This window comes from Chryseobacterium carnipullorum, from assembly GCF_003815695.1.
GTDB classification, from domain to species: domain Bacteria; phylum Bacteroidota; class Bacteroidia; order Flavobacteriales; family Weeksellaceae; genus Chryseobacterium; species Chryseobacterium carnipullorum.
Genome location: NZ_CP033920.1, coordinates 4,809,057 through 4,828,713, shown reverse-complemented (window position 1 = coordinate 4,828,713; position 19,657 = coordinate 4,809,057). Strand labels below are relative to the sequence as shown.

Sequence of the window (19,657 nt, the reverse complement as noted above, 5' to 3'; positions counted from 1 at the left end):
TGGCTCTTGGTTCTTGACTCTAATATCTCAGCTACTTCTTAAACCTCTCCCACTTAATCAGCATATACTTATCCGCAAACTGAGTAATGATAAGTCCGGAGTTTTTGATATTTTCTTCTTTTGCGATATATTCAATTAATTCGTTCTGTTTTAGAATTTTATAGACAGGGTGGAATTCGGAATGAGGAGGTCTTGTGATGTTGTATTTCTTGATCCAGGAGCTGATCGTGACGTGGGAGACCCCAATGATTCTTTCTATTTCACGGAAACTTAAGCCTTCAAGATATAGCTGAAGAGCTTTGGTGACATAGTAGTCATCGATCTGTTTTCCCATTTTTTTAACGGTAAAATAATACGTGCAGTCTTTGCAGAGAAAACGTTGTTTTTCGTTGATAATTCCGCTTTTGACAATCTTATCGCCGCCACATTTTGGACACTTGTTTTCCATAGCTATATGTTTTTAGCAAATATATAATAATTTAGCAAAGTTATATTTCTGAATAAAGATAAAATTACCTGTGTATTTAATTTAAACAAAAAAAATATCTTTTTAATTTGGTTTTTAAAGTTATTATGCTTTAAATTTGCCAAAAAAATTAGATAAATAAATGGAAATAGAAATTTCCTCATGCGAACATCTCATGTATGTGAGTGAAATACAGCAGGAAATGTATGATTCTGCACAGCGCAGAGGAACGGGGATCGCAAAACGTTCCATCGAATATTTAACGAAAAAGATTTCGGATGGTAATGCTGTGGTTGCCACTGAAAATGGCGAATGGGTTGGCTTCTGCTATATTGAGACATGGTCACATGGTCAGTTTGTAGCCAACTCAGGACTTATTGTATCTCCGAATTACAGAAACAGAGGAGTAGCCACTTTGATCAAGAATAAGGTTTTCCAGTTATCTAGAGAAAAATATCCCAATGCAAAGGTATTTGGGTTGACCACAGGACTTGCTGTCATGAAAATTAACAGTGATCTGGGTTACAAGCCGGTGATCTATTCTGAATTGACTCAGGATGAAGAATTTTGGAGCGGGTGTAAGAACTGTGTGAATTATGAGATTTTAATGAAAAAGGAACGTAAAAACTGTTTGTGTACAGCGATGCTTTTCGTTCCTGAAAATAATAATAAAGTGAACGGGACTGAAATTCAGCAGTCCGAAATTGATGAGTACAATGGAGAAAAAGAAAGTAATCTTAGCGTTTAGCGGAGGTTTGGATACCTCTTACTGTGCTAAATATCTTAGTGAAACACTGGGATATGAAGTATATGCAGTGACTGTAAATACCGGTGGTTTTTCTAAAGAAGAAGAAAAAGAACTGGAGAAAAAAGCCTTCCAACTTGGGGTGAAGGAATACAGGTGCGTGGATGCTCAGGAGGATTACTATAATTCTTGTGTGAAGTATCTGATCTTCGGAAATGTACTGAAAAACAACACTTATCCATTATCTGTAAGTGCTGAGCGTACGGTTCAGGCGAAGGAAATAGCAAAATATGCCATTGAGACAGGTGCTGATGCTATTGCTCACGGAAGTACGGGAGCTGGAAATGATCAGGTACGTTTTGATTTGATTTTCCAGGTGATGTGTCCGGAAGTAGAGATCATCACGCCGATCCGCGATATGAGTCTGTCCCGTGAAGAAGAAATTGAATTCCTGAAAAATCATGGGTATGAAATGGAGTTTCACAAAGCACAATATTCAGTCAATAAAGGCCTTTGGGGAACATCAGTTGGAGGAAAGGAAACATTAACATCCCGAAATTATCTTCCGGAAGAAGCTTTTCCATCGCAAATTAAAGAAACACTGCCTTCAGAACTCGAAATTGAGTTTAAAAACGGTGAGGTTGTAGCGGTAAACGGACAGAGTTTTGAACATTCTGTGAAGGCGATTCAAAAAATTGAAGAACTGGCTTCCGCTTATGGAATCGGTCGTGATATTCATGTTGGAGATACCATTGTGGGGATTAAAGGAAGAGTAGGATTTGAAGCAGCGGCTGCATCAGTGATCATCAAAGCGCATCATTTATTGGAAAAACATACGCTTTCAAAATACCAGCAGATGATGAAGTCCCAGCTTTCCGACTGGTATGGAAACTGGCTTCATGAAGCGCTTTTCTTAGATCCGGTGATGAGGAATATTGAGTCTTTCTTAACAGATTCTCAGGAAACAGTCAGCGGAAAAGTATTTGTAACCCTTCATCCGTACAGATTTATTTTAAATGGGATTGAATCCAAGCATGATCTGATGTCCGATAAATTCGGAAGCTATGGCGAAGCCAACAGAGCATGGACGGGACAAGATGTAAAAGGATATACAAAAATTGTAAGCAATTCCTTAAACATATACCATCAGATCAATTCAAAATAAAGAGTTCCAACGGAAAGGCTTATCCAGGATAGGACGCAGTCCTATCAATTATCAACATCATCATATCATTAAAATATGAAAAAAGTAGGAATTGTAGGTGCCAACGGCTACACAGGAAGCGAATTGATTCGTGTACTGGCTTTTCATCCCAATGTGTCATTGAGTTTTTTATATAGCCGTTCCAATCCGGGGACAAAAATTTCAGACTTGTACCCAGATTTAACGGCAGTTTGTGAGCAGGTTTTAACAGATAAACCTGAAGACGTAGATATTTTATTTCTGTGTCTTCCTCATAAAGAAAGTCAGAATTGGTTAAATCAAAACCCTGTTGAAGATGAGACCTTAGTCATTGATCTTGGAAATGATTTCCGTCTGGATGGAAATTTTGGAAATAGAAATTTTATCTACGGACTTCCTGAAATCAATAAAAAAAATCTGGCAGAAGCAAAAAGTATTGCCAATCCCGGATGTTTTGCAACGGCCATTCAGCTGGCTCTTTTTCCATTAGCGGAAAAGGGTTTATTGAATGAAGTGTATACAACAGGAATTACAGGTTCAACAGGGGCGGGTCAGTCTTTACAGGCAACGACTCATTTTACATGGAGAAATGATAATATTTCAGCATATAAAACTCTGACGCATCAGCATGTCGATGAGATTTTACATCAGTTAGTTTCATTGAATAATAAAGAGATCAGTCTGAATTTTGTTCCATGGAGAGGCGATTTTGCAAGAGGAATTTTTACAAGTTCTACAGTGAAAACGGAATTAGTACTTTCAGATATGGTTCAGTTGTATCAGGATTTTTATGAAAAGGAGCCTTTTGTAAAGGTAAGTGATAATGCAATTGATTTAAAGCAGGTTGTCAATACCAATCGCTGTGTGATTCACATAGAAAAGAGTGGAAATGTAGCGGTCATTCACTCAGCGATTGACAATTTGTTAAAAGGAGCTTCCGGACAGGCCGTTCAAAACATGAATATAGCAATGGGCTGGGAAGAGAATCTGGGGTTGAACTTAAAGCCGATAGCGTTTTAAAGTGAATAGTCAATAAATCAGTAGTGAATTTTTAAACTCAAAGTAAAACTGACTTAGGAAAATGAAGCGTTAAGAAAATTAATTCTGTGAACGTTAAGAAAATTCTACTGTTTGAAGCGCGAGATAAATATTAAGTCGAATAACAGATGCCGAATTCGCGCAAGTTTTAGAATTTTTAGAGAACAGAAATAATTTTTAGCGGAAGTTTCCAGGTCTTGAACTTTTGTTTCTTTTGTTTCAAGACAAAAGAAATTAATTAAAAACAAAAAAATGAATTTATTCAACGTATATCCATTATTCAATATAAATCCGGTAAAAGCCCAGGGCTCATTCCTTTGGGATGACAAAGGAGAAAAATATCTTGATTTTTACGGAGGTCACGCAGTGATTTCAATCGGACACAATCATCCGCACTATCAAACTCAATTAAAAGAGCAGTTAGAGAAAATCTCTTTCTATTCAAATTCTGTTCAGAATGAGTTGCAGACTGAATTGGCTGAAAAATTAGGCAAGCTTTCGGGGTATGAAGATTACAATCTGTTCCTGTGTAACTCAGGAGCGGAAGCTAATGAAAATGCACTAAAACTGGCGTCTTTCCATAACGGAAAAAGCAAAGTGCTTTATTTCTCAGGATCTTTCCATGGAAGAACTTCTGCAGCGGTTTCTGTGACGGATAATCCAAAAATTGTTGCTCCGGTTAATTTCTCTGAGAGGTTCATTAAATCTGATTGGAACAACATCAGGCAGCTTGAAGAAATCATTGAAATACAAGGAAATGAAATTTCATCGGTGATCATAGAAGGAATTCAGGGAGTTGGTGGAATCATGATCCCAACGTTTGAATTTTTATCCAAAATTAAAGAACTGTGTGAAAAATATGATGCAGCATTGATTCTTGATGAAGTTCAGTCAGGATACGGAAGAAGCGGATATTTCTTTGCTCATCAGGAATTTGGAATTGAACCGGATATGATCACGACAGCGAAAGGAATGGGAAATGGCTTCCCAATCGGTGGCGTTTTGATACATCCTAAGTTTCAGGCAAGCAATGGTTTGCTGGGAACAACTTTCGGAGGGAATCACTTAGCCTGTGCAGCAGCCATTGCGGTTTTGGATGTCATGAAAGAGGAAGATTTGATGACAAACGCTCAGAAAATGGGTAATTATATTGAAAACGAAATTAAAGATTTTCCGCATATCAAATCGATCCGAAGGAAAGGATTAATGATTGGAGTAGAGTTGGATCAGGACTGTGCAGAAGTGAGGAAAAGTCTATTGTATGATCATCACATTTTTACAGGAAATTCCAATGACAAAAGCGTATTGAGGATCCTTCCGGCTCTAAATATCAGCAAAGAAGAAACAGATCTTTTTGTCGGTGCTTTAAAAACAGTTTTAGATAAGATTTAAACCACAAAAATCATAAAAGATATAAACACTTAAGCAATGTAAAGAAACGACTAAGCGCTTAAGAAGAACATTTTAGTTTTCTGAAAATCTTTGATTTTCATCTTATGTGAACTTAAATAAGTATCATCATTTTAAACTTACTTATGTGTTCTAAAGTGTTTAAATAAAAGAAAACTTTTCTGCCTTTTGTGGTTAAAATTATCCAAGTAATTAAAAAAAATATCCAATGAAAAAATTCACCTCTGTAAGCGATGTAAAAAACTTACAGGAAATTATAAAAAAAGCGTTACAAATTAAAGAAAATCCTCATTCCGAAACAGAAAAAGGAAAAGGGAAAACAATAGGCCTAGTATTTCTAAATTCAAGTTTAAGAACCCGTTTAAGCAGTCAGATCGCTGCACAGAACTTAGGATTAAATGTCCTGACATTAAACGCAGCTCAGGAAGCCTGGAATCTGGAATTTGCGGATGGAGCCGTAATGAATGGCGATACCGTTGAGCACATCAAGGATGCGATAGAAGTACTCAATCAATATTGTGATATCATAGCAGTACGTTGTTTTGCAGGAATGAAATCTAAGGAAGATGACGTTAATGAAAGTATTTTAAGCCAGTTTGAGCAGCATGCAAAAGTGCCTGTTATTTCTCTGGAATCGGCAACGCGGCACCCATTGCAAAGTCTGGCAGATTGCATTACCATTACAGAAAACTGGAAAGAGGACCGCAAACCGAAAGTAGTTTTAACATGGGCACCACACATCAAGCCGATTGCTCAGGCTGTTGGAAATTCTTTTGCAGAATGGATGCAGGAAATGGATGTTGATTTTGTGATCGCTAATCCCGAAGGGTATGATCTCGATAAGAAATTTACAAAAGATAGTAAAGTGATCCATAACCAGGATGAAGCTTTAAAAGATGCGGATTTTATCTATGTCAAAAACTGGTCTTCCTTCGATGAATATGCAACAATGCCGGAAGTAAAAGAAAACTGGATGCTGACCGGAGAAAAACTGAAAAACACAAATAAGGGTAAAGTAATGCACTGCCTTCCTGTTCGCCGTAATGTAGAATTAAGTGATGAAGTCATGGACGGAGAAAACTCCATTATCTATCAGCAGGCCAAAAACAGAATTTTCTCTGCACAAGCCGTCTTCAGCGAAATTTTGAATGAAATAAATTCGTAAAGAGTCCTAGTGGAACGATGTAGAAAAGGATAGGATTTAGTCCTATCAATAAAAATATAAACCGATAAAGAGTTCCAACAGAACGATTTAACCCAAGATAGGATGAAATCCCGCCAATCAAAATGAAAGAAAAATTATACATCATAAAAATAGGAGGAGCCCTGATCGACGATTCAGAGTTGCTTAACCAATTTTTAGAGCAGTTTTCTGAAATTAAAGAAAAGAAAATTCTGGTTCACGGTGGCGGAAAATTAGCAACTACTTTGGCTGATAGGTTAGGCGTTGAACAAAAAATGATCAACGGACGAAGAATTACAGATAAAGATACGCTGGATATTGTGGCGATGGTGTACGCCGGAAGTATCAATAAAAATATTGTGGCAAAACTCCAGCAGAAAAAATGCCAGGCAATAGGCTTTTCCGGAGCTGATGCGAATTTGATTAAAGCCAAAAAAAGAGAACATCCCGAAATAGATTTTGGATTTGTGGGAGATATTGAGAAAAAAAGTGTGGACAGAAAATTGATCTCAAAGTTGATTAAACTTAAACTTGTCCCGGTTTTTTCAGCCATTACCCATGACAAAAAAGGAAATCTTTTTAATACCAATGCAGATACGATAGCTTCGGTCATTGCTCAGGCTTTATCTTCAAAATACGATGTAGAATTATTGTATTGTTTTGATAAAGAGGGAGTTTTGGAAAATATTGAAGACCCTGGATCAGTTATAAAAAGTGTATCTGCAGAAGAGTTTTCTGTTTTAAAAGAAGCGGGAAAACTTCATAAAGGAATTTTACCCAAACTTGAAAATGCTCTGGGAGCTGTAAAAAATAAAGTAAATAAGGTATTCTTAATTAAAGAAACCCAATTAAAAAATCATATAGAAAACCATCATGGAGGAACTGAAATCTGTTTATAGTAAAGAAGAGCTACTGAGTCAGGCAGTTGATTTGCTTAAAAAACTGATTGCCACTCCTTCATTCAGTAAAGATGAATACAATACGTCCGTAGAAATTGAGAACTTCTTCAAGAAAAATCAAATTCCTACGAAACGTTTTAAAAACAACATTTGGGCGGTCAGTAAAAACTTTGACGTATTGAAGCCATCCATTTTACTGAATACCCATCATGATACCGTAAAACCCAATAAGGCCTATACTTTAGACCCGTTTCTTCCGGTTGAGCAGGATGGAAAACTGTATGGATTGGGAAGCAATGATGCCGGAGCATCTCTCGTATCAATGGCTCAGGTTTTTGTACATTTTTATGAAAAAGAAGATTTAAAATATAATTTAGTTATTGCTTTTACGGCTGAGGAGGAGATTTCAGGATTTGATGGAATTGAGGCCTTGTTTCCACAGCTTCCGAACATCGAACTCGCCATTGTAGGAGAACCCACGCAGATGAATCTGGCGATCGCGGAAAAAGGACTTTTGGTGATAGACGGGGAAATGAAAGGAACTCCTTCTCACGCTGCTCATCCAAATGACGATAACGCTATTGTAAAATGTATGGAAGATATTCAGAATGTTCTGAATTTCAGGTTTTCGAAAGTTTCCGATTATTTAGGCGAAGTGAAAGTGACACTGTCAGGAATTCACGCAGGCGTTCAGCACAATGTAGTTCCGGAAGCCTGTACTTTTACTTTGGATGTCAGGGTTACCGATGAATATTCCAATAAGGAAGCTTTTGAAATCATCCAGGGACAAATGAAATCAACATTGACGGCCAGGTCTTTCAGATTGAATTCATCAAAAATAGAAATGGATCACCCTTTTGTAAAGGCAGGCTTGGAAATCGGAAGGACAACCTACGGTTCGCCAACATCATCCGATCAGGCCATTATTCCATGTACATCCGTGAAAATAGGTCCGGGCGACAGCAGGCGCTCTCACACAGCAGATGAATACATCTATATCAAAGAGATTGAGGAAGGAATCGGGATTTATATAAGGATCTTGGAAAAAGTTTTATAAAGACTTCATATGTCAGATGTCAGACACCAGGTTTTCAAAAGTCTGATATCTGATGTCTGAAATCTATTATCTAAAAAATAAAGTTTTAACCCCGCTCAGCAGGCAGATCAAAGTTCAGTTTTTAATAAGGATTTATGCAAAAAAGAAAATTAAAGACGAAGACTTTTCAATGTGGAGATGTTTTTTTATAGTTAAAGATGCTTCGCTGAGCAGGTTGAAACGAATTGAATAACATACAGAAAACCAGTATAAAATCATTTTTGATTACTATTCTGGTCAATTAATACAGGTCAGGACCTCCATTATGAGGGTCTTGGAAAAATAAATAATTACCTATGAAAAAGATATGGCAAAAGGATAACCTGGCCACCAATATATTAGTCAACAAATTCACCGTCGGGAAAGATCTTGACTTCGATGAGCGTTTAGCAAAATATGACGTTAAAGGTTCTATGGCGCATTGCCAGATGTTGGCAGAAACCGGAATTATATCCGGTGAAGAATCCAAACAGATGCTTTCTGTTTTAGCAGATATTTTAAAAGATATCGAAAGTGGAAATTTTGAGATTGATACAGACGCAGAAGATATCCATTCTCAGGTTGAATCCATTTTAATTGAAAAATTAGGCGATACCGGAAAGAAAATCCATACCGCAAGATCACGAAATGATCAGGTTTTACTGGATATTAAGCTCTATCTATTGGATGAAATTCGTGAAATTACAGCTTTGACGGACGAGTTTTTCCAAATTTTAATCAAACTCGCTGATCAGCATAAAAGTAAATTACTTCCCGGCTATACCCATCTTCAGATTGCCATGCCATCTTCGTTTGGATTATGGTTTGGAGCCTATGCTGAAGCATTGCTGGATGATGTTGAACTGTTGTTTTCGGTGAAGAACATTATCAATAAAAACCCTCTTGGTTCCGCTGCAGGTTATGGTTCTTCTTTCCCTATTGATCGGGAGAGTACCACGTATAACTTAGGTTTTCAGTCCATGAACTATAATTCTGTATACGCACAGATGACGCGTGGGAAATCTGAAAAAATGCTGTCTATGGCAATGGCTACTTTAGCGGGAACGCTTGGGAAATTTGCTTATGATGTCTGTTTATATTTAAGCCAGAACTTTGATTTTATAAGCTTTCCGAAGGAATTTACAACCGGAAGCAGCATTATGCCCCACAAAAAGAATCCGGATATTTTTGAACTGGTTCGTGCCCGATGCAACAGAATTCAGTCTTTACCGAATGAACTTATTTTACTGACAAACAATCTGCCGTCAGGGTACCACAGAGACGTACAGTTGACAAAGGAAATTCTTTTCCCTGGCATCGATTCCCTGAAAGAATGTCTGGAGATTTTAAGCTATACGCTTCCTAATATTCAGGTAAAAGATGGAATTCTGGAAGACGAGAAGTACAAATATCTTTTCAGTGTGGAAAAGATCAATGAAGAAGTGAAAAAGGGAAGTTCATTCCGTGATGCCTACGTGAAAGTAGGGCAGGAGATTGAAAATAATGAATTTGAGTTTGAAGTTGGAAATCTTCAGCATACCCATCAGGGAAGCATAGGAAATCTATGCCTGGATAAAATAGAATATCAGTTTAATAAGCTGAAGAATAAATTATTGGGTTGATTTTGAACCATTAAGATTATTGAAGCTTTTAAGTTGAGTTAAGAAAATCTACGATTTTTAAAAGCAGTTAGCTTGTTAGAATTCGCTAGCGAATCCTTAATCACTTAAAGAAATCTTAATGGTTTAATAAATTTAAAAGTAGTTATTCCAGATCAATTTTAAACTTAGTCGATTTTTTAACCTCGTGAAGCACGATAGAACTGTGGTACTGGCCGATATTAGGAATGTTTGAAATCACATTGACAGCGAAATCATTATAAGAATTGATGTCTTTTGCAATGATCTTAAGCATATAATCATACTCACCGGAAAGACTGATGATCTCTTGAACTTCATCATGTTTCATAATGTTTTTCTCAAAGGTTTCCAGTACTTTCTGCGACTGTTCCTTAAGGCGGACATTACAGTAAACCACGATATTCAAACCCAGTTTCTCACGGTTCAAAAGACCGACATATTTCTCAATGATGCCCTGTTTCTCCAGCTGTTTGATTCGTTCATAAGTAGGAGTAAACGTAAGACCTATCCTTTCTGAAATTTCTTTTACCGATAGCGTAGAGTCTTCCTGAATAATGCTGAGAATCATTTTGTCCTTTAAATCCATAGGGTGGGTTGAGTTTTAACAAAAATATCAATTATAAATGAAAATAAGGAAGGAATGCCGGTTTTAATTTATTTGGAACTTTAGTTTTGCAGATTCGTAAAAATAGTATATCTTTGCACCTAATGAATAAAAGAGCATTTATATCATTAGATTTACCGGGCGAAAGCGCCCTTTACGATATTTATTATTATTAAGCGAAGATCCTGTCTTCGCTTTTTTTATGCACAAAAATTAAGAATTATGTTTACGATCACAGAACTAAGTACCGAGAGAATCAACAGTATACTGACCGAAGCACTGGCTTTTGCCAACGGGAAAACTGCAAAAATTGAAGGAGAAGTTTTCTGCTCAAATCTTTTCTTTGAAGACAGTACAAGAACAAAGACAAGTTTTGATATCGCAGAAAGAAAGCTTGGCCTTCAGGTAGTACCTTTTGATGCTTCACACAGTTCTGTAAACAAAGGGGAGAGCCTTTATGATACCGTAAAAACGATTGAAAGTCTGGGAGTGAATCTGGTCGTTATCAGAGATAAGAAAGACCGGTATTTTGAAGAGTTAAACAATATTACTATTCCGGTAATCAACGGAGGAGACGGAACAGGAAACCATCCTTCCCAATGTATGCTGGATCTGATGACCATCTATCAGGAATTTGGAAAGTTCGAAGGACTAAAGATAGGAATTGTTGGAGATGTAAAACACAGCCGTGTGGCCAATTCAAATGCCGAAGCCTTAAGAAGACTGGGCGCTAAAGTATACTTCTCAGGACCCGAACACTGGTTTGATGAAGGCGCTTTGATTAACGGAACTTATTTGTCAGTAGATCAGCTTACTGCTGAGGTAGATGTTCTGATGCTGCTAAGGATTCAGCACGAAAGACACGATGCCCAGATGAGCTTCTCAGCTTCCGAATACCACAGAAAATATGGTTTGACGAAAGAAAGAGAAAAAGTAATGAAACAAGGAGCGATCATCATGCATCCCGCACCGATCAACAGAGGGGTTGAAATTGATACAGACCTCGTGGAATGCGAACGTTCAAGAGTGTTTAAGCAGATGCAGAACGGTGTCTTTGCAAGAATGGCTATTCTCAAAGAAGCATTGGAAAAACAAGGATATACCTTTAAATAGATAAAGGGTTTTGAGATCCGGATTTCCGGTCTTGAACCTACAAAAATTCCCCTCCCATGGAGGGGTGTCAAAAAAAAAGAATTTTTTTTGACGGGGTGGTTAAAAAGAAAAAATAAAACAGAACGAGGAAGTCTAACTTCTCAATTCTTAAATCTAATATCTAATTTTTAAAAATGAAGAAAAAATTAATACTGGAGTCCGGTGAAGTGTTTCATGGAGAAGGTTTCGGAGCAGAATTGGAAACTGCCGGAGAAGTAGTTTTCAATACCGGAATGACAGGGTATCAGGAGTTGATCTCAGATCCGTCATACTGCGGTCAGATTGTTTGCATGACCTATCCGCTTATCGGAAATTATGGTATTAACCGTGATGATTACGAAAGTATCGAGCCGGCTATTAAAGGACTTATCGTAAAAGAACTTTGCGATCTTCCTTCCAATTTCCGTACCCAGATGACTTTAGAAGAATTATTTAAAAGGAAAAACCTTTCAGGAATTTCAGGAATCGATACCAGAAGATTGACCAGAATTCTACGTAACTCCGGGGTGGTAAAAGGAAAGATTGTGAATGCAGACACTGATGAAAATGCAGTGGTAGAAGAATTGAAATCTACAACTTTTCCAACCAATCAGGTGGAAATGGTTTCTACAAAAACGTCTTATGCCAATCCTGGAAGAGGATTAAAAGTAGTATTGGTAGATTTTGGTTCCAAATTAGGAATCATCAGAGAATTGTCTCAGAGAAACTGTGATATCACCGTAGTTTCACAGGACACCACAGCAGAAGAGATCTTATTGATGGATCCGGATGGAATTATGCTTTCAAACGGTCCAGGTGACCCGGAAGACAACCCTCAGGCTTTAGAAATGATCCGCGGATTATTAGGAAAAGTTCCGATCTTCGGAATCTGCCTGGGACATCAGTTAATCGGTTTGGCTTGTGGTGCAAAAACGTTCAAACTGAAATTCGGACACAGAGGAGGAAACCACCCGGTACTGGATCTGGAGAAAAACAAAGTATCTATCACTTCTCAGAACCACGGCTATGCAGTAGATCAGGAAAGTCTTAAAAACACAGACTTAGTTGAAACCCACATCGCTCTAAACGACAGAACCAACGAAGGTCTGAAACACAAGATCCACCCTTGCTTCTCCGTTCAGTATCACCCGGAAGCAAGTCCCGGTCCTGAAGATGCAAACTATTTGTTTGATGAGTTCATCGATTTAATGGAGGGCTTCAAAAAATAAGAACCAAGAATCAAGATACAAGAACCAAGACGCAAAAACAAAATTAATAGACTACAGATGCACAACTTTGAGGAACTACTTTTTTGGCAAAAATCGATTGTACTGGCAAAAAATGTTTACATTATCTGTCAGGAGGTCAGTAACGATGAAAAGTTTGGTTTGATTTCTCAAATTAAAAGATCTGCAGTTTCTATTCCTTCAAATATTGCGGAAGGTTCTGGTAGAAATGGAAGTAAAGAATTTAATCATTTTCTAACAGTTGCTCTAGGTTCAGCTTTTGAACTGCATACACAGCTGATTTTGATTAGAGAATTAAATCTTTTACCTGAAGAAAAAATAAATGCTTTACTAAGTGAAGTTTCTGAAATTCAGAGAATGATTTATTCATTTAAAAATAATTTAAAATAAAAGTCTGGAATCTTGGCTCCTGGCTCTAGAATCTTGACTCTACAATAAAAAGAAAAATGGCAAAACGTACAGATATAAAAACAATTTTAGTAATCGGTTCAGGACCCATCATCATCGGTCAGGCAGCTGAATTTGATTACGCAGGAACGCAGGCTTGTTTGTCTTTGAGAGAGGAAGGCTACAAGGTGATTTTGATCAACTCAAACCCTGCAACCATCATGACGGACGTGGAAATCGCAGATAAAGTATATATCGAGCCGATTTCTCTTCAGTTTGTAAGCCACATTATCAGAAAAGAACGTCCTGATGCTTTGTTACCAACATTGGGAGGTCAGACAGGTCTGAATATGGCAGTAGAATTGGAAAAATCAGGAATTCTTGAAGAATGTAAAGTGGAAGTTTTAGGAACTACACTTTCTGCCATCAACAGAGCGGAAGACAGAGATCTTTTCCGTGAGTTGATGAGAGAACTGAACGAACCCGTTCCTGAATCAGATATCGTGACTACAGTAGAAGGAGCCATCCGTTTTGCTGAAGAAATCGGATATCCGGTGATTGTTCGTCCTGCCTTTACAATGGGAGGAACCGGAGGAGGTATTGCCTCTACCGAAGCTGAATTGAAAGAAATTGCTGAATTAGGATTGAAATACAGTCCGGTGACGCAATGTCTTATCGAAAGATCCATTGCAGGTTTCAAAGAAATTGAATACGAAGTAATGCGTGATGCCAACGACAACGCGATTGTGGTTTGTAACATGGAAAATATAGATCCGGTAGGCGTTCACACAGGGGATTCTATCGTAGTAGCCCCTTCTCAGACGCTTTCTGACAGAGAGTATCAGCTACTGAGAAACGCTTCTCTGAAGATCATCAGAGCCTTAGGAATTGAAGGAGGATGTAATGTTCAGCTGGCTTTAGACCCACATTCATTCAACTACTATATCATCGAGGTGAACCCTAGAGTTTCCCGTTCATCAGCACTGGCAAGTAAAGCGACAGGATATCCGATTGCGAAAATTGCAGCGAAGATCGCTGTAGGTTTAACATTGGATGAGATCATGAACCCTGTGACAGGAAAAACATACGCATGTTTTGAGCCTGCCCTTGACTATGTGGTAACGAAATTCCCAAGATTCCCATTCGATAAATTCGAAACGGCGGACAGGAGATTGTCTACCCAGATGAAAGCTACCGGAGAAGTAATGGCCATCGGAAGAAACTTCGAAGAATCTTTACAGAAAGCCGTTCGTTCTTTAGAAACAGGTTTAAGACACCTGGGATTAAAAACAAAACAGGCAGCCGCTTTAACGGATGAAGATATTGAAAGAAGAATCAGAGTTTGTGACGACGAAAGACTGTTCATTATTTGTGACGCTTTAAGAAGAGGGTACGATTGGGAACAAATTGTAGAATGGAGTAAGATTGATAAATTCTTCATCTGGAAATTAAAAAAACTTGTTGACTTTGAAAAAGTAATTGCAGCCAATAAATTCGATAAAGAAACTTTAATTCAGGCTAAAAAATTAGGGTTCTCAGATCAGAATATCGCTCATTTATGGGAATCCAAGCAAAGAGAAGTTTACAATTTCAGAAAAGAAAATGGGGTGATCCCTGTTTACAAGATGGTGGATACTTGTGCCGCAGAATTTGAAAGTGAAACTCCTTATTTTTACGGAACGTATGAAGAAGAAAATGAAAGTGTAGTAACCGACAAACAAAAAGTAATTGTTTTAGGTTCAGGACCTATCAGAATTGGTCAGGGAGTTGAATTTGACTACGCAACCGTTCACTCGGTTTGGGCGATCAAAGAGATGGGGTACGAAGCGATCATCATCAACAACAACCCGGAAACGGTTTCTACAGACTTCTCGATTTCAGATAAATTATACTTCGAACCTTTAACGGAAGAAGATGTAATGAACATCATCGATCTTGAAAAACCAACGGGAGTGGTGGTTCAGTTTGGAGGTCAGACCGCGATCAACTTAGCGGATAAACTGGCAAGCTACGGAGTGAAAATTCTGGGAACTTCATTAGAAGATTTAGACAGAGCTGAAAACAGAGATAAATTTGAAAAGGCCCTTCAGGAAATGGGAATTCCACAGCCTTTAGGAAAAACGTCAACCTCAAAAGAAGAAGCTATTGCAATTGCCAACGAAATCGGTTATCCGGTTTTGGTTCGTCCGAGTTATGTACTGGGAGGTAGAGCCATGGAAATTGTTTACACTGAAAGCGAATTGTCTCACTACATGGAATTTGCGGTAGATGCAAGCCCGGAACACCCGGTTTTGGTAGACCGTTATATAACCGGAAAAGAAGTTGAAGTAGATGCCATCTGCGACGGTGAAACGGTTATTATTCCTGGGATTATGGAACACATCGAAAGAGCGGGAGTTCACTCCGGAGACTCCATTGCTGTGTATCCGCCTCAGAATGTTTCTCAGGAGGAAATAGACACTTTGGTAGATTACACCCAGAGACTGGCCAAAGGATTGAATGTGATTGGTTTAATGAACATCCAGTACGTCCTTTTCGAAGGAAACGTATATGTGATCGAAGTGAATCCACGTTCATCAAGAACAGTTCCTTTCTTATCTAAAATTACTGAAGTGCCGATGGCGAATCTGGCAACAAAAGCAATATTAGGTCAGAAACTGAAAGATTTAGGATACAAAAACGGATTAGTTCCGAATAAAGAAGGCGTCTTCGTAAAAGTTCCCGTATTCTCATTCTCAAAATTAACGAAGGTTGATATCTCTCTGGGACCTGAAATGAAGTCTACAGGAGAAGTAATGGGGAAAGATACAACGCTGGAAAAAGCCCTGTATAAAGGATTGATCGCAGCAGGAAGAAAAGTTCCGATGCACGGGTCAATTTTGTTCACAGTTGCCGATAAACACAAGCAGGAAGCTGCAGATCTGGCAGCAAGATTTCACGAAGTTGGCTTCAGAATCTGGGCAACAGAAGGAACGGCTAAATTCTTTGAAGAAAAAGGAATTCCTTGTAAAATAGGATACAAGATCGGAGAAGATGATGTCAACCTGATCGACCTGATCCAGAAAGGAAAAGTACAATACGTAGTGAATACCATGACCAAAGGAAAGCAGGTAGAAAGAGACGGATTCCAGATCAGAAGAATGAGTGTGGAAAACGGCGTTCCTTGTTTAACATCCATGGACACGGTAGAAGCTATCCTGAAAGTTATTGAAAGCATGAGTTTCAAAATGGAGACGATGTAATTTCGGATTTAAATGATATATTTCAAACCCCGTAAGTTTTCTTGCGGGGTTTTTTGTTTGGTGAAAATTAAATTTTTGTTGATTAATGGAAATTTGTATACATTCGGAAAATGATACATTGATAGAACGAAAACGATGATGCAAAAACGGGGGTATCAAAAATTAACTTAATGCTTATCGAATACAATGAAATTTTTAAAATACCTATTACCAGTTTATAGTTTATGTATAATAGTATCCTGTAATAAAGGAACAGACAATATTCCCGAAATTTCAAAAGGGACATTAACAAAAGATTGGAAGTATCACAATGAGTCAATGAATTTCACCATTCAGCTTCCGAATAGTTGGAGCTTTATTGATAATGAAAATGGATTTTCTAAATTTATACCAATGAACCAAAATGCACCCGGTACGATTCTGACGGAAGGTAAAATCAAAATATCTAAAGAACTTAATATCACTCAGGAAGATGCTGTGTATCCCTTATTTTCAATTTCGAATAATAGTTTGGATGAGGTTAAATCAGGTTTAAGAAAAGGAGATCTTGTATTTGCCGTTGTCTCTTCTCCAAGTGAGAATGCTGAAAAAGACATTAAACTCATAAAAGAAGAACTGAAAAAACAGTTTGAATCTAATTCTGATTATCTAAAGCTTAATAAAGAAAATTTAGAAGCAACAAATAATTTACAGTTTGGAAAAAATGATAAAATCCCCTATCTAAAAGTATCAATTCCTGATATAAACGGAAATATAACGGGAAACAGAATGTATGCTTTGAAAAATTATGAAAGCTATAACCTGCTTATCATCATAACTTATACCACAGAAGAAGAATTACAGAATATACAATCTCTATTATCTGAAGTTGTATAATAATTGAAAACACGAATTTCAAAATGGAGACAATGTAATAATCGAAACCAGACGATATATTTCAAACCCCGTGAGTTTTCTTGCGGGGTTTATTCTTTCAAATAAATAAAAAATACTTGTCCGTTTTTCGGTTGTACTATGAATGGTGTCAATTTAAATTTGTAAAAAAAGGAAATGAATAATTTTAAATTGGAAGCATTGAATTATTTAGATTTTGAATATTTGAATGATTTATCAGAAACTGAACTCGCAGAGAATCATATTAAAAAAATAATAGCAGATAAATTCCCGGGATTTCCATGCAGGGTTACTTTGGAAGATGCTGCGATCGGGGAGACGGTTTTCCTCCTCAACTATGATTTTCACAATGTCAACTCTCCGTATCGGGCCAGCGGACCTGTTTTTGTACGGGCAAATCAATTAACAAAAAAGTATGCACAAAATGAAATTCCCGTAATGTTCAATCATAGATTACTTTCTATTCGAGGTTATAATAAAGAGGCAATGATGATTTTTGCTTATGTTTCTGAAGGTAGGTTTCTAAAAAACAAACTTTTGCAAATTCTGGAAAATCCTAAGATTGAATATATACATTTGCATAATGCAAAACCAGGATGTTTTAATTGTACCGTAAAAAGAATATAAAAATACTTGTCCGTTTTTCGGTTGCATAAAAATAAGATCCCCAGTACTTTTGATAAAAAAATAAGATGACAGCAATTCAGAGATTCAGAGCACTGCATGAGCAGGATGATCCACTATTAATAGGAAACGTTTGGGATGCCCAAAGCGCAAGAGTATATGAAAAACTGGGCTATCAGGCAGTAGCAACTTCAAGCTCGGCCGTGGCATTTACCCTGGGATATGAGGACGGTGAGAACATGAGTTTTGATGAATACTTTTATATCATTGAAAGAATTTTGAAATCTATATCAATTCCCTTGTCCGTAGATCTGGAAGGAGGATACGGGCAAACTGCGGAGGAGATTGTTCTAAACATTTCCAGACTGGCAAATGCTGGCGTTGTTGGGATCAATATCGAAGACAGTGTCATCATTGACGGAACCAGAAGACTATTAAGTACAGAGGATTTTTTTGAAAAATTAAATACCATTATTAAGAAACTTGAAAAACAGGATATTGAAATTTTCGTCAATGTAAGGATAGATCCATTTCTGTTAGGAGTAGAAAATGCAGTAGAAGAAAGCCTTCAGCGGATGAAAATCATTGAGGAAGTGGGAGCGGATGGGATTTTTGTTCCATGCATTACAGAAGTACAGGATATTGAACACGTTATTCATGCTGCGCAACTTCCGTTTAGTGTGATGTGTATGCCGGATCTTCCTGATTTTAAAACCCTTCAGGAATTGGGTGTAAAAAGAATCTCTTCCGGTAACTTTTTAAATGGGTATATTTACGATCAGTTGGAGACTGCTGTCCTGAAAATCAGTGCCGGACAAAATTTCTCACCAATTTTTATATCATGATGAAACTGACGGAAGATAGGATGTATCAGGCATCTTTAGACAAAGATTCCTCATTTGAAGGCAGCTATTGGATGGCGGTAAAAACCACAGGCATATTCTGCCGGCCGACCTGTACAGCCAGAAAACCCAAAAAAGAAAATGTAGAATTCTTTTTTGATCCCGAAAAAGCGATAGAAAAAGGCTACAGACCCTGTAAAATATGCAAACCTTTGGATAAACTGAATGAAACTCCGGCTTATATTCATGAATTATTGGAGGAATTACAAAAGGATGCATCCTTAAAAATCAAAGACTTAGATCTTGTGGAAAGAAATATTGAACCCGTAACTGTGCGCCGCTGGTTCCTGAAAAACCATGGAATGACGTTTCAGGCTTTCCAAAGACAATTCAGAATGAATAAAGCATTTAAGAAAATAAAAAACGGGGAACGCATCATAGAGGTAGCCCTGGAATCAGGTTACGAAAGTTTAAGCGGATTCAATGAGCGGTTCAAAGACATCATTGGGACCACTCCTAAAAATACAGGCCACCAGAAAATCATTGATCTGAAAAGAATAGAGACTCCATTGGGCCCTATGTTCGCCTGTGCCTGTGAAGAAGGAATCTGCCTGCTCGAATTTACAGACCGGAAAAATATAGACCAGCAGCTTACCCGGCTCTCCAAGACAATGAATGCAGAAATCGTTCAGGGTGGAAATAAGCACTTCAAACAGCTGGAAGAAGAGCTGAACCAATACTTTGAGCGAAAAAGGACCAAGTTTGAGGTACCTCTTTATATTACTGGAACGGATTTTCAGAAGAAAGTTTGGAAGCTTTTAACAGAGATCCCCACAGGAGAAACCCGCAGCTACAAACAACAATCAGAGTTTTTGGGTAACCCTAAAGCCGTGCGTGCTGTAGGAACGGCCAATGGAATCAATAAAATTGCCATCATTATTCCGTGTCACAGGGTGATAGGTTCAGATGGAGAACTGGTAGGCTATGCGGGAGGAATATGGAGAAAACAAAAACTGTTGGAATTGGAAGGGGCTATCTTATTTTAAA

General features: G+C 37.7%; 18 protein-coding genes. 16 read left to right on the top strand and 2 right to left on the bottom strand.

Features of this window, described 5'->3' with window-relative positions; translation table 11 throughout:
- Nucleotides 1-31: 31 nt before the first annotated feature.
- Complete coding sequence (locus tag EG346_RS21935) at nucleotides 32-448, bottom strand: IS1/IS1595 family N-terminal zinc-binding domain-containing protein (protein WP_073334816.1); 417 nt, start codon at nucleotides 446-448, stop codon at nucleotides 32-34.
- Between the two features lie 160 nt (nucleotides 449-608).
- On the opposite strand from EG346_RS21935, the gene EG346_RS21930 reads away from it, so the two are divergent.
- The 8 genes from EG346_RS21930 to argH all read left to right on the top strand — a co-directional run bounded on the left by EG346_RS21930 (nucleotide 609) and on the right by argH (nucleotide 9,621).
- A complete protein-coding gene (locus EG346_RS21930; RefSeq protein ID WP_083564089.1) occupies nucleotides 609-1,214 on the top strand; it encodes a GNAT family N-acetyltransferase in 606 nt (201 codons plus the stop codon).
- A complete protein-coding gene (gene argG, locus EG346_RS21925; protein ID WP_123881627.1) occupies nucleotides 1,183-2,376 on the top strand; it encodes an argininosuccinate synthase in 1,194 nt (397 codons plus the stop codon). Before EG346_RS21930 ends, argG begins: the two co-directional genes overlap by 32 nt.
- A gap of 75 nt (nucleotides 2,377-2,451) precedes the next feature.
- The gene (gene argC, locus EG346_RS21920) at nucleotides 2,452-3,414 is read left to right on the top strand and encodes an N-acetyl-gamma-glutamyl-phosphate reductase (RefSeq protein WP_123881624.1); all 963 of its coding nucleotides are present in this window, start codon (nucleotides 2,452-2,454) and stop codon (nucleotides 3,412-3,414) included.
- A gap of 270 nt (nucleotides 3,415-3,684) precedes the next feature.
- Nucleotides 3,685-4,824, top strand: coding sequence for an aspartate aminotransferase family protein (locus tag EG346_RS21915; RefSeq protein WP_123881621.1), 1,140 nt, complete (start codon nucleotides 3,685-3,687; stop codon nucleotides 4,822-4,824).
- A gap of 226 nt (nucleotides 4,825-5,050) precedes the next feature.
- On the top strand, nucleotides 5,051-6,007 hold the full coding sequence (locus EG346_RS21910; RefSeq protein WP_123881618.1) for an N-acetylornithine carbamoyltransferase: 957 nt from the start codon (nucleotides 5,051-5,053) through the stop codon (nucleotides 6,005-6,007).
- A gap of 122 nt (nucleotides 6,008-6,129) precedes the next feature.
- Nucleotides 6,130-6,924, top strand: a complete 795-nt coding sequence (gene argB, locus EG346_RS21905) for an acetylglutamate kinase (RefSeq protein ID WP_123881615.1) — start codon at nucleotides 6,130-6,132, stop codon at nucleotides 6,922-6,924.
- Entirely contained in the window at nucleotides 6,899-7,981 is a 1,083-nt protein-coding gene (locus EG346_RS21900) for a M20 family metallo-hydrolase (protein ID WP_123881612.1), read from the top strand. Before argB ends, EG346_RS21900 begins: the two co-directional genes overlap by 26 nt.
- Nucleotides 7,982-8,316: 335 nt before the next feature.
- On the top strand, nucleotides 8,317-9,621 hold the full coding sequence (argH, locus tag EG346_RS21895) for an argininosuccinate lyase (RefSeq protein WP_123881609.1): 1,305 nt from the start codon (nucleotides 8,317-8,319) through the stop codon (nucleotides 9,619-9,621).
- 142 nt (nucleotides 9,622-9,763) lie between these two features.
- Here the strand turns inward: argH and EG346_RS21890 are convergent, their stop codons facing one another.
- Nucleotides 9,764-10,225 (bottom strand): Lrp/AsnC family transcriptional regulator, encoded by a 462-nt coding sequence (locus tag EG346_RS21890; RefSeq protein WP_073334824.1) that lies wholly within the window; start codon nucleotides 10,223-10,225, stop codon nucleotides 9,764-9,766.
- Nucleotides 10,226-10,465: 240 nt separating this feature from the next.
- On the opposite strand from EG346_RS21890, the gene EG346_RS21885 reads away from it, so the two are divergent.
- The 8 genes from EG346_RS21885 to EG346_RS21850 all read left to right on the top strand — a co-directional run bounded on the left by EG346_RS21885 (nucleotide 10,466) and on the right by EG346_RS21850 (nucleotide 19,656).
- Nucleotides 10,466-11,356 (top strand): aspartate carbamoyltransferase catalytic subunit, encoded by an 891-nt coding sequence (locus tag EG346_RS21885; RefSeq protein ID WP_073334825.1) that lies wholly within the window; start codon nucleotides 10,466-10,468, stop codon nucleotides 11,354-11,356.
- Between the two features lie 173 nt (nucleotides 11,357-11,529).
- On the top strand, nucleotides 11,530-12,603 hold the full coding sequence (locus tag EG346_RS21880; protein WP_073334826.1) for a carbamoyl phosphate synthase small subunit: 1,074 nt from the start codon (nucleotides 11,530-11,532) through the stop codon (nucleotides 12,601-12,603).
- A gap of 57 nt (nucleotides 12,604-12,660) precedes the next feature.
- The gene (locus EG346_RS21875) at nucleotides 12,661-13,011 is read left to right on the top strand and encodes a four helix bundle protein (protein WP_123881606.1); all 351 of its coding nucleotides are present in this window, start codon (nucleotides 12,661-12,663) and stop codon (nucleotides 13,009-13,011) included.
- A gap of 56 nt (nucleotides 13,012-13,067) precedes the next feature.
- Nucleotides 13,068-16,250 (top strand): carbamoyl-phosphate synthase large subunit, encoded by a 3,183-nt coding sequence (gene carB, locus EG346_RS21870; RefSeq protein WP_073334828.1) that lies wholly within the window; start codon nucleotides 13,068-13,070, stop codon nucleotides 16,248-16,250.
- Nucleotides 16,251-16,436: 186 nt separating this feature from the next.
- Complete coding sequence (locus tag EG346_RS21865; protein ID WP_123881603.1) at nucleotides 16,437-17,126, top strand: hypothetical protein; 690 nt, start codon at nucleotides 16,437-16,439, stop codon at nucleotides 17,124-17,126.
- Between the two features lie 174 nt (nucleotides 17,127-17,300).
- Nucleotides 17,301-17,771, top strand: a complete 471-nt coding sequence (locus tag EG346_RS21860; protein ID WP_123881600.1) for a DUF1203 domain-containing protein — start codon at nucleotides 17,301-17,303, stop codon at nucleotides 17,769-17,771.
- 65 nt (nucleotides 17,772-17,836) lie between these two features.
- Nucleotides 17,837-18,613 (top strand): isocitrate lyase/PEP mutase family protein, encoded by a 777-nt coding sequence (locus EG346_RS21855; protein WP_123881597.1) that lies wholly within the window; start codon nucleotides 17,837-17,839, stop codon nucleotides 18,611-18,613.
- Entirely contained in the window at nucleotides 18,610-19,656 is a 1,047-nt protein-coding gene (locus EG346_RS21850; protein ID WP_228426325.1) for a bifunctional transcriptional activator/DNA repair enzyme AdaA, read from the top strand. Before EG346_RS21855 ends, EG346_RS21850 begins: the two co-directional genes overlap by 4 nt.
- Nucleotide 19,657: the final 1 nt, after the last annotated feature.

Bases quoted from the DNA above. Each gene is read 5' to 3' on its own strand.
- argC (WP_123881624.1), top strand. From the start codon at position 2,452: ATGAAAAAAGTAGGAATTGTAGGTGCCAACGGCTACACAGGAAGCGAA.
- EG346_RS21930 (WP_083564089.1), top strand. From the start codon at position 609: ATGGAAATAGAAATTTCCTCATGCGAACATCTCATGTATGTGAGTGAA.
- carB (WP_073334828.1), top strand. From the start codon at position 13,068: ATGGCAAAACGTACAGATATAAAAACAATTTTAGTAATCGGTTCAGGA.
- EG346_RS21865 (WP_123881603.1), top strand. From the start codon at position 16,437: ATGAAATTTTTAAAATACCTATTACCAGTTTATAGTTTATGTATAATA.
- EG346_RS21875 (WP_123881606.1), top strand. From the start codon at position 12,661: ATGCACAACTTTGAGGAACTACTTTTTTGGCAAAAATCGATTGTACTG.
- EG346_RS21860 (WP_123881600.1), top strand. From the start codon at position 17,301: ATGAATAATTTTAAATTGGAAGCATTGAATTATTTAGATTTTGAATAT.
- EG346_RS21850 (WP_228426325.1), top strand. From the start codon at position 18,610: ATGATGAAACTGACGGAAGATAGGATGTATCAGGCATCTTTAGACAAA.
- argH (WP_123881609.1), top strand. From the start codon at position 8,317: ATGAAAAAGATATGGCAAAAGGATAACCTGGCCACCAATATATTAGTC.
- EG346_RS21880 (WP_073334826.1), top strand. From the start codon at position 11,530: ATGAAGAAAAAATTAATACTGGAGTCCGGTGAAGTGTTTCATGGAGAA.
- EG346_RS21885 (WP_073334825.1), top strand. From the start codon at position 10,466: ATGTTTACGATCACAGAACTAAGTACCGAGAGAATCAACAGTATACTG.
- EG346_RS21890 (WP_073334824.1), bottom strand. From the start codon at position 10,225: ATGGATTTAAAGGACAAAATGATTCTCAGCATTATTCAGGAAGACTCT.
- argG (WP_123881627.1), top strand. From the start codon at position 1,183: ATGGAGAAAAAGAAAGTAATCTTAGCGTTTAGCGGAGGTTTGGATACC.
- EG346_RS21910 (WP_123881618.1), top strand. From the start codon at position 5,051: ATGAAAAAATTCACCTCTGTAAGCGATGTAAAAAACTTACAGGAAATT.
- EG346_RS21935 (WP_073334816.1), bottom strand. From the start codon at position 448: ATGGAAAACAAGTGTCCAAAATGTGGCGGCGATAAGATTGTCAAAAGC.
- argB (WP_123881615.1), top strand. From the start codon at position 6,130: ATGAAAGAAAAATTATACATCATAAAAATAGGAGGAGCCCTGATCGAC.
- EG346_RS21900 (WP_123881612.1), top strand. From the start codon at position 6,899: ATGGAGGAACTGAAATCTGTTTATAGTAAAGAAGAGCTACTGAGTCAG.
- EG346_RS21855 (WP_123881597.1), top strand. From the start codon at position 17,837: ATGACAGCAATTCAGAGATTCAGAGCACTGCATGAGCAGGATGATCCA.
- EG346_RS21915 (WP_123881621.1), top strand. From the start codon at position 3,685: ATGAATTTATTCAACGTATATCCATTATTCAATATAAATCCGGTAAAA.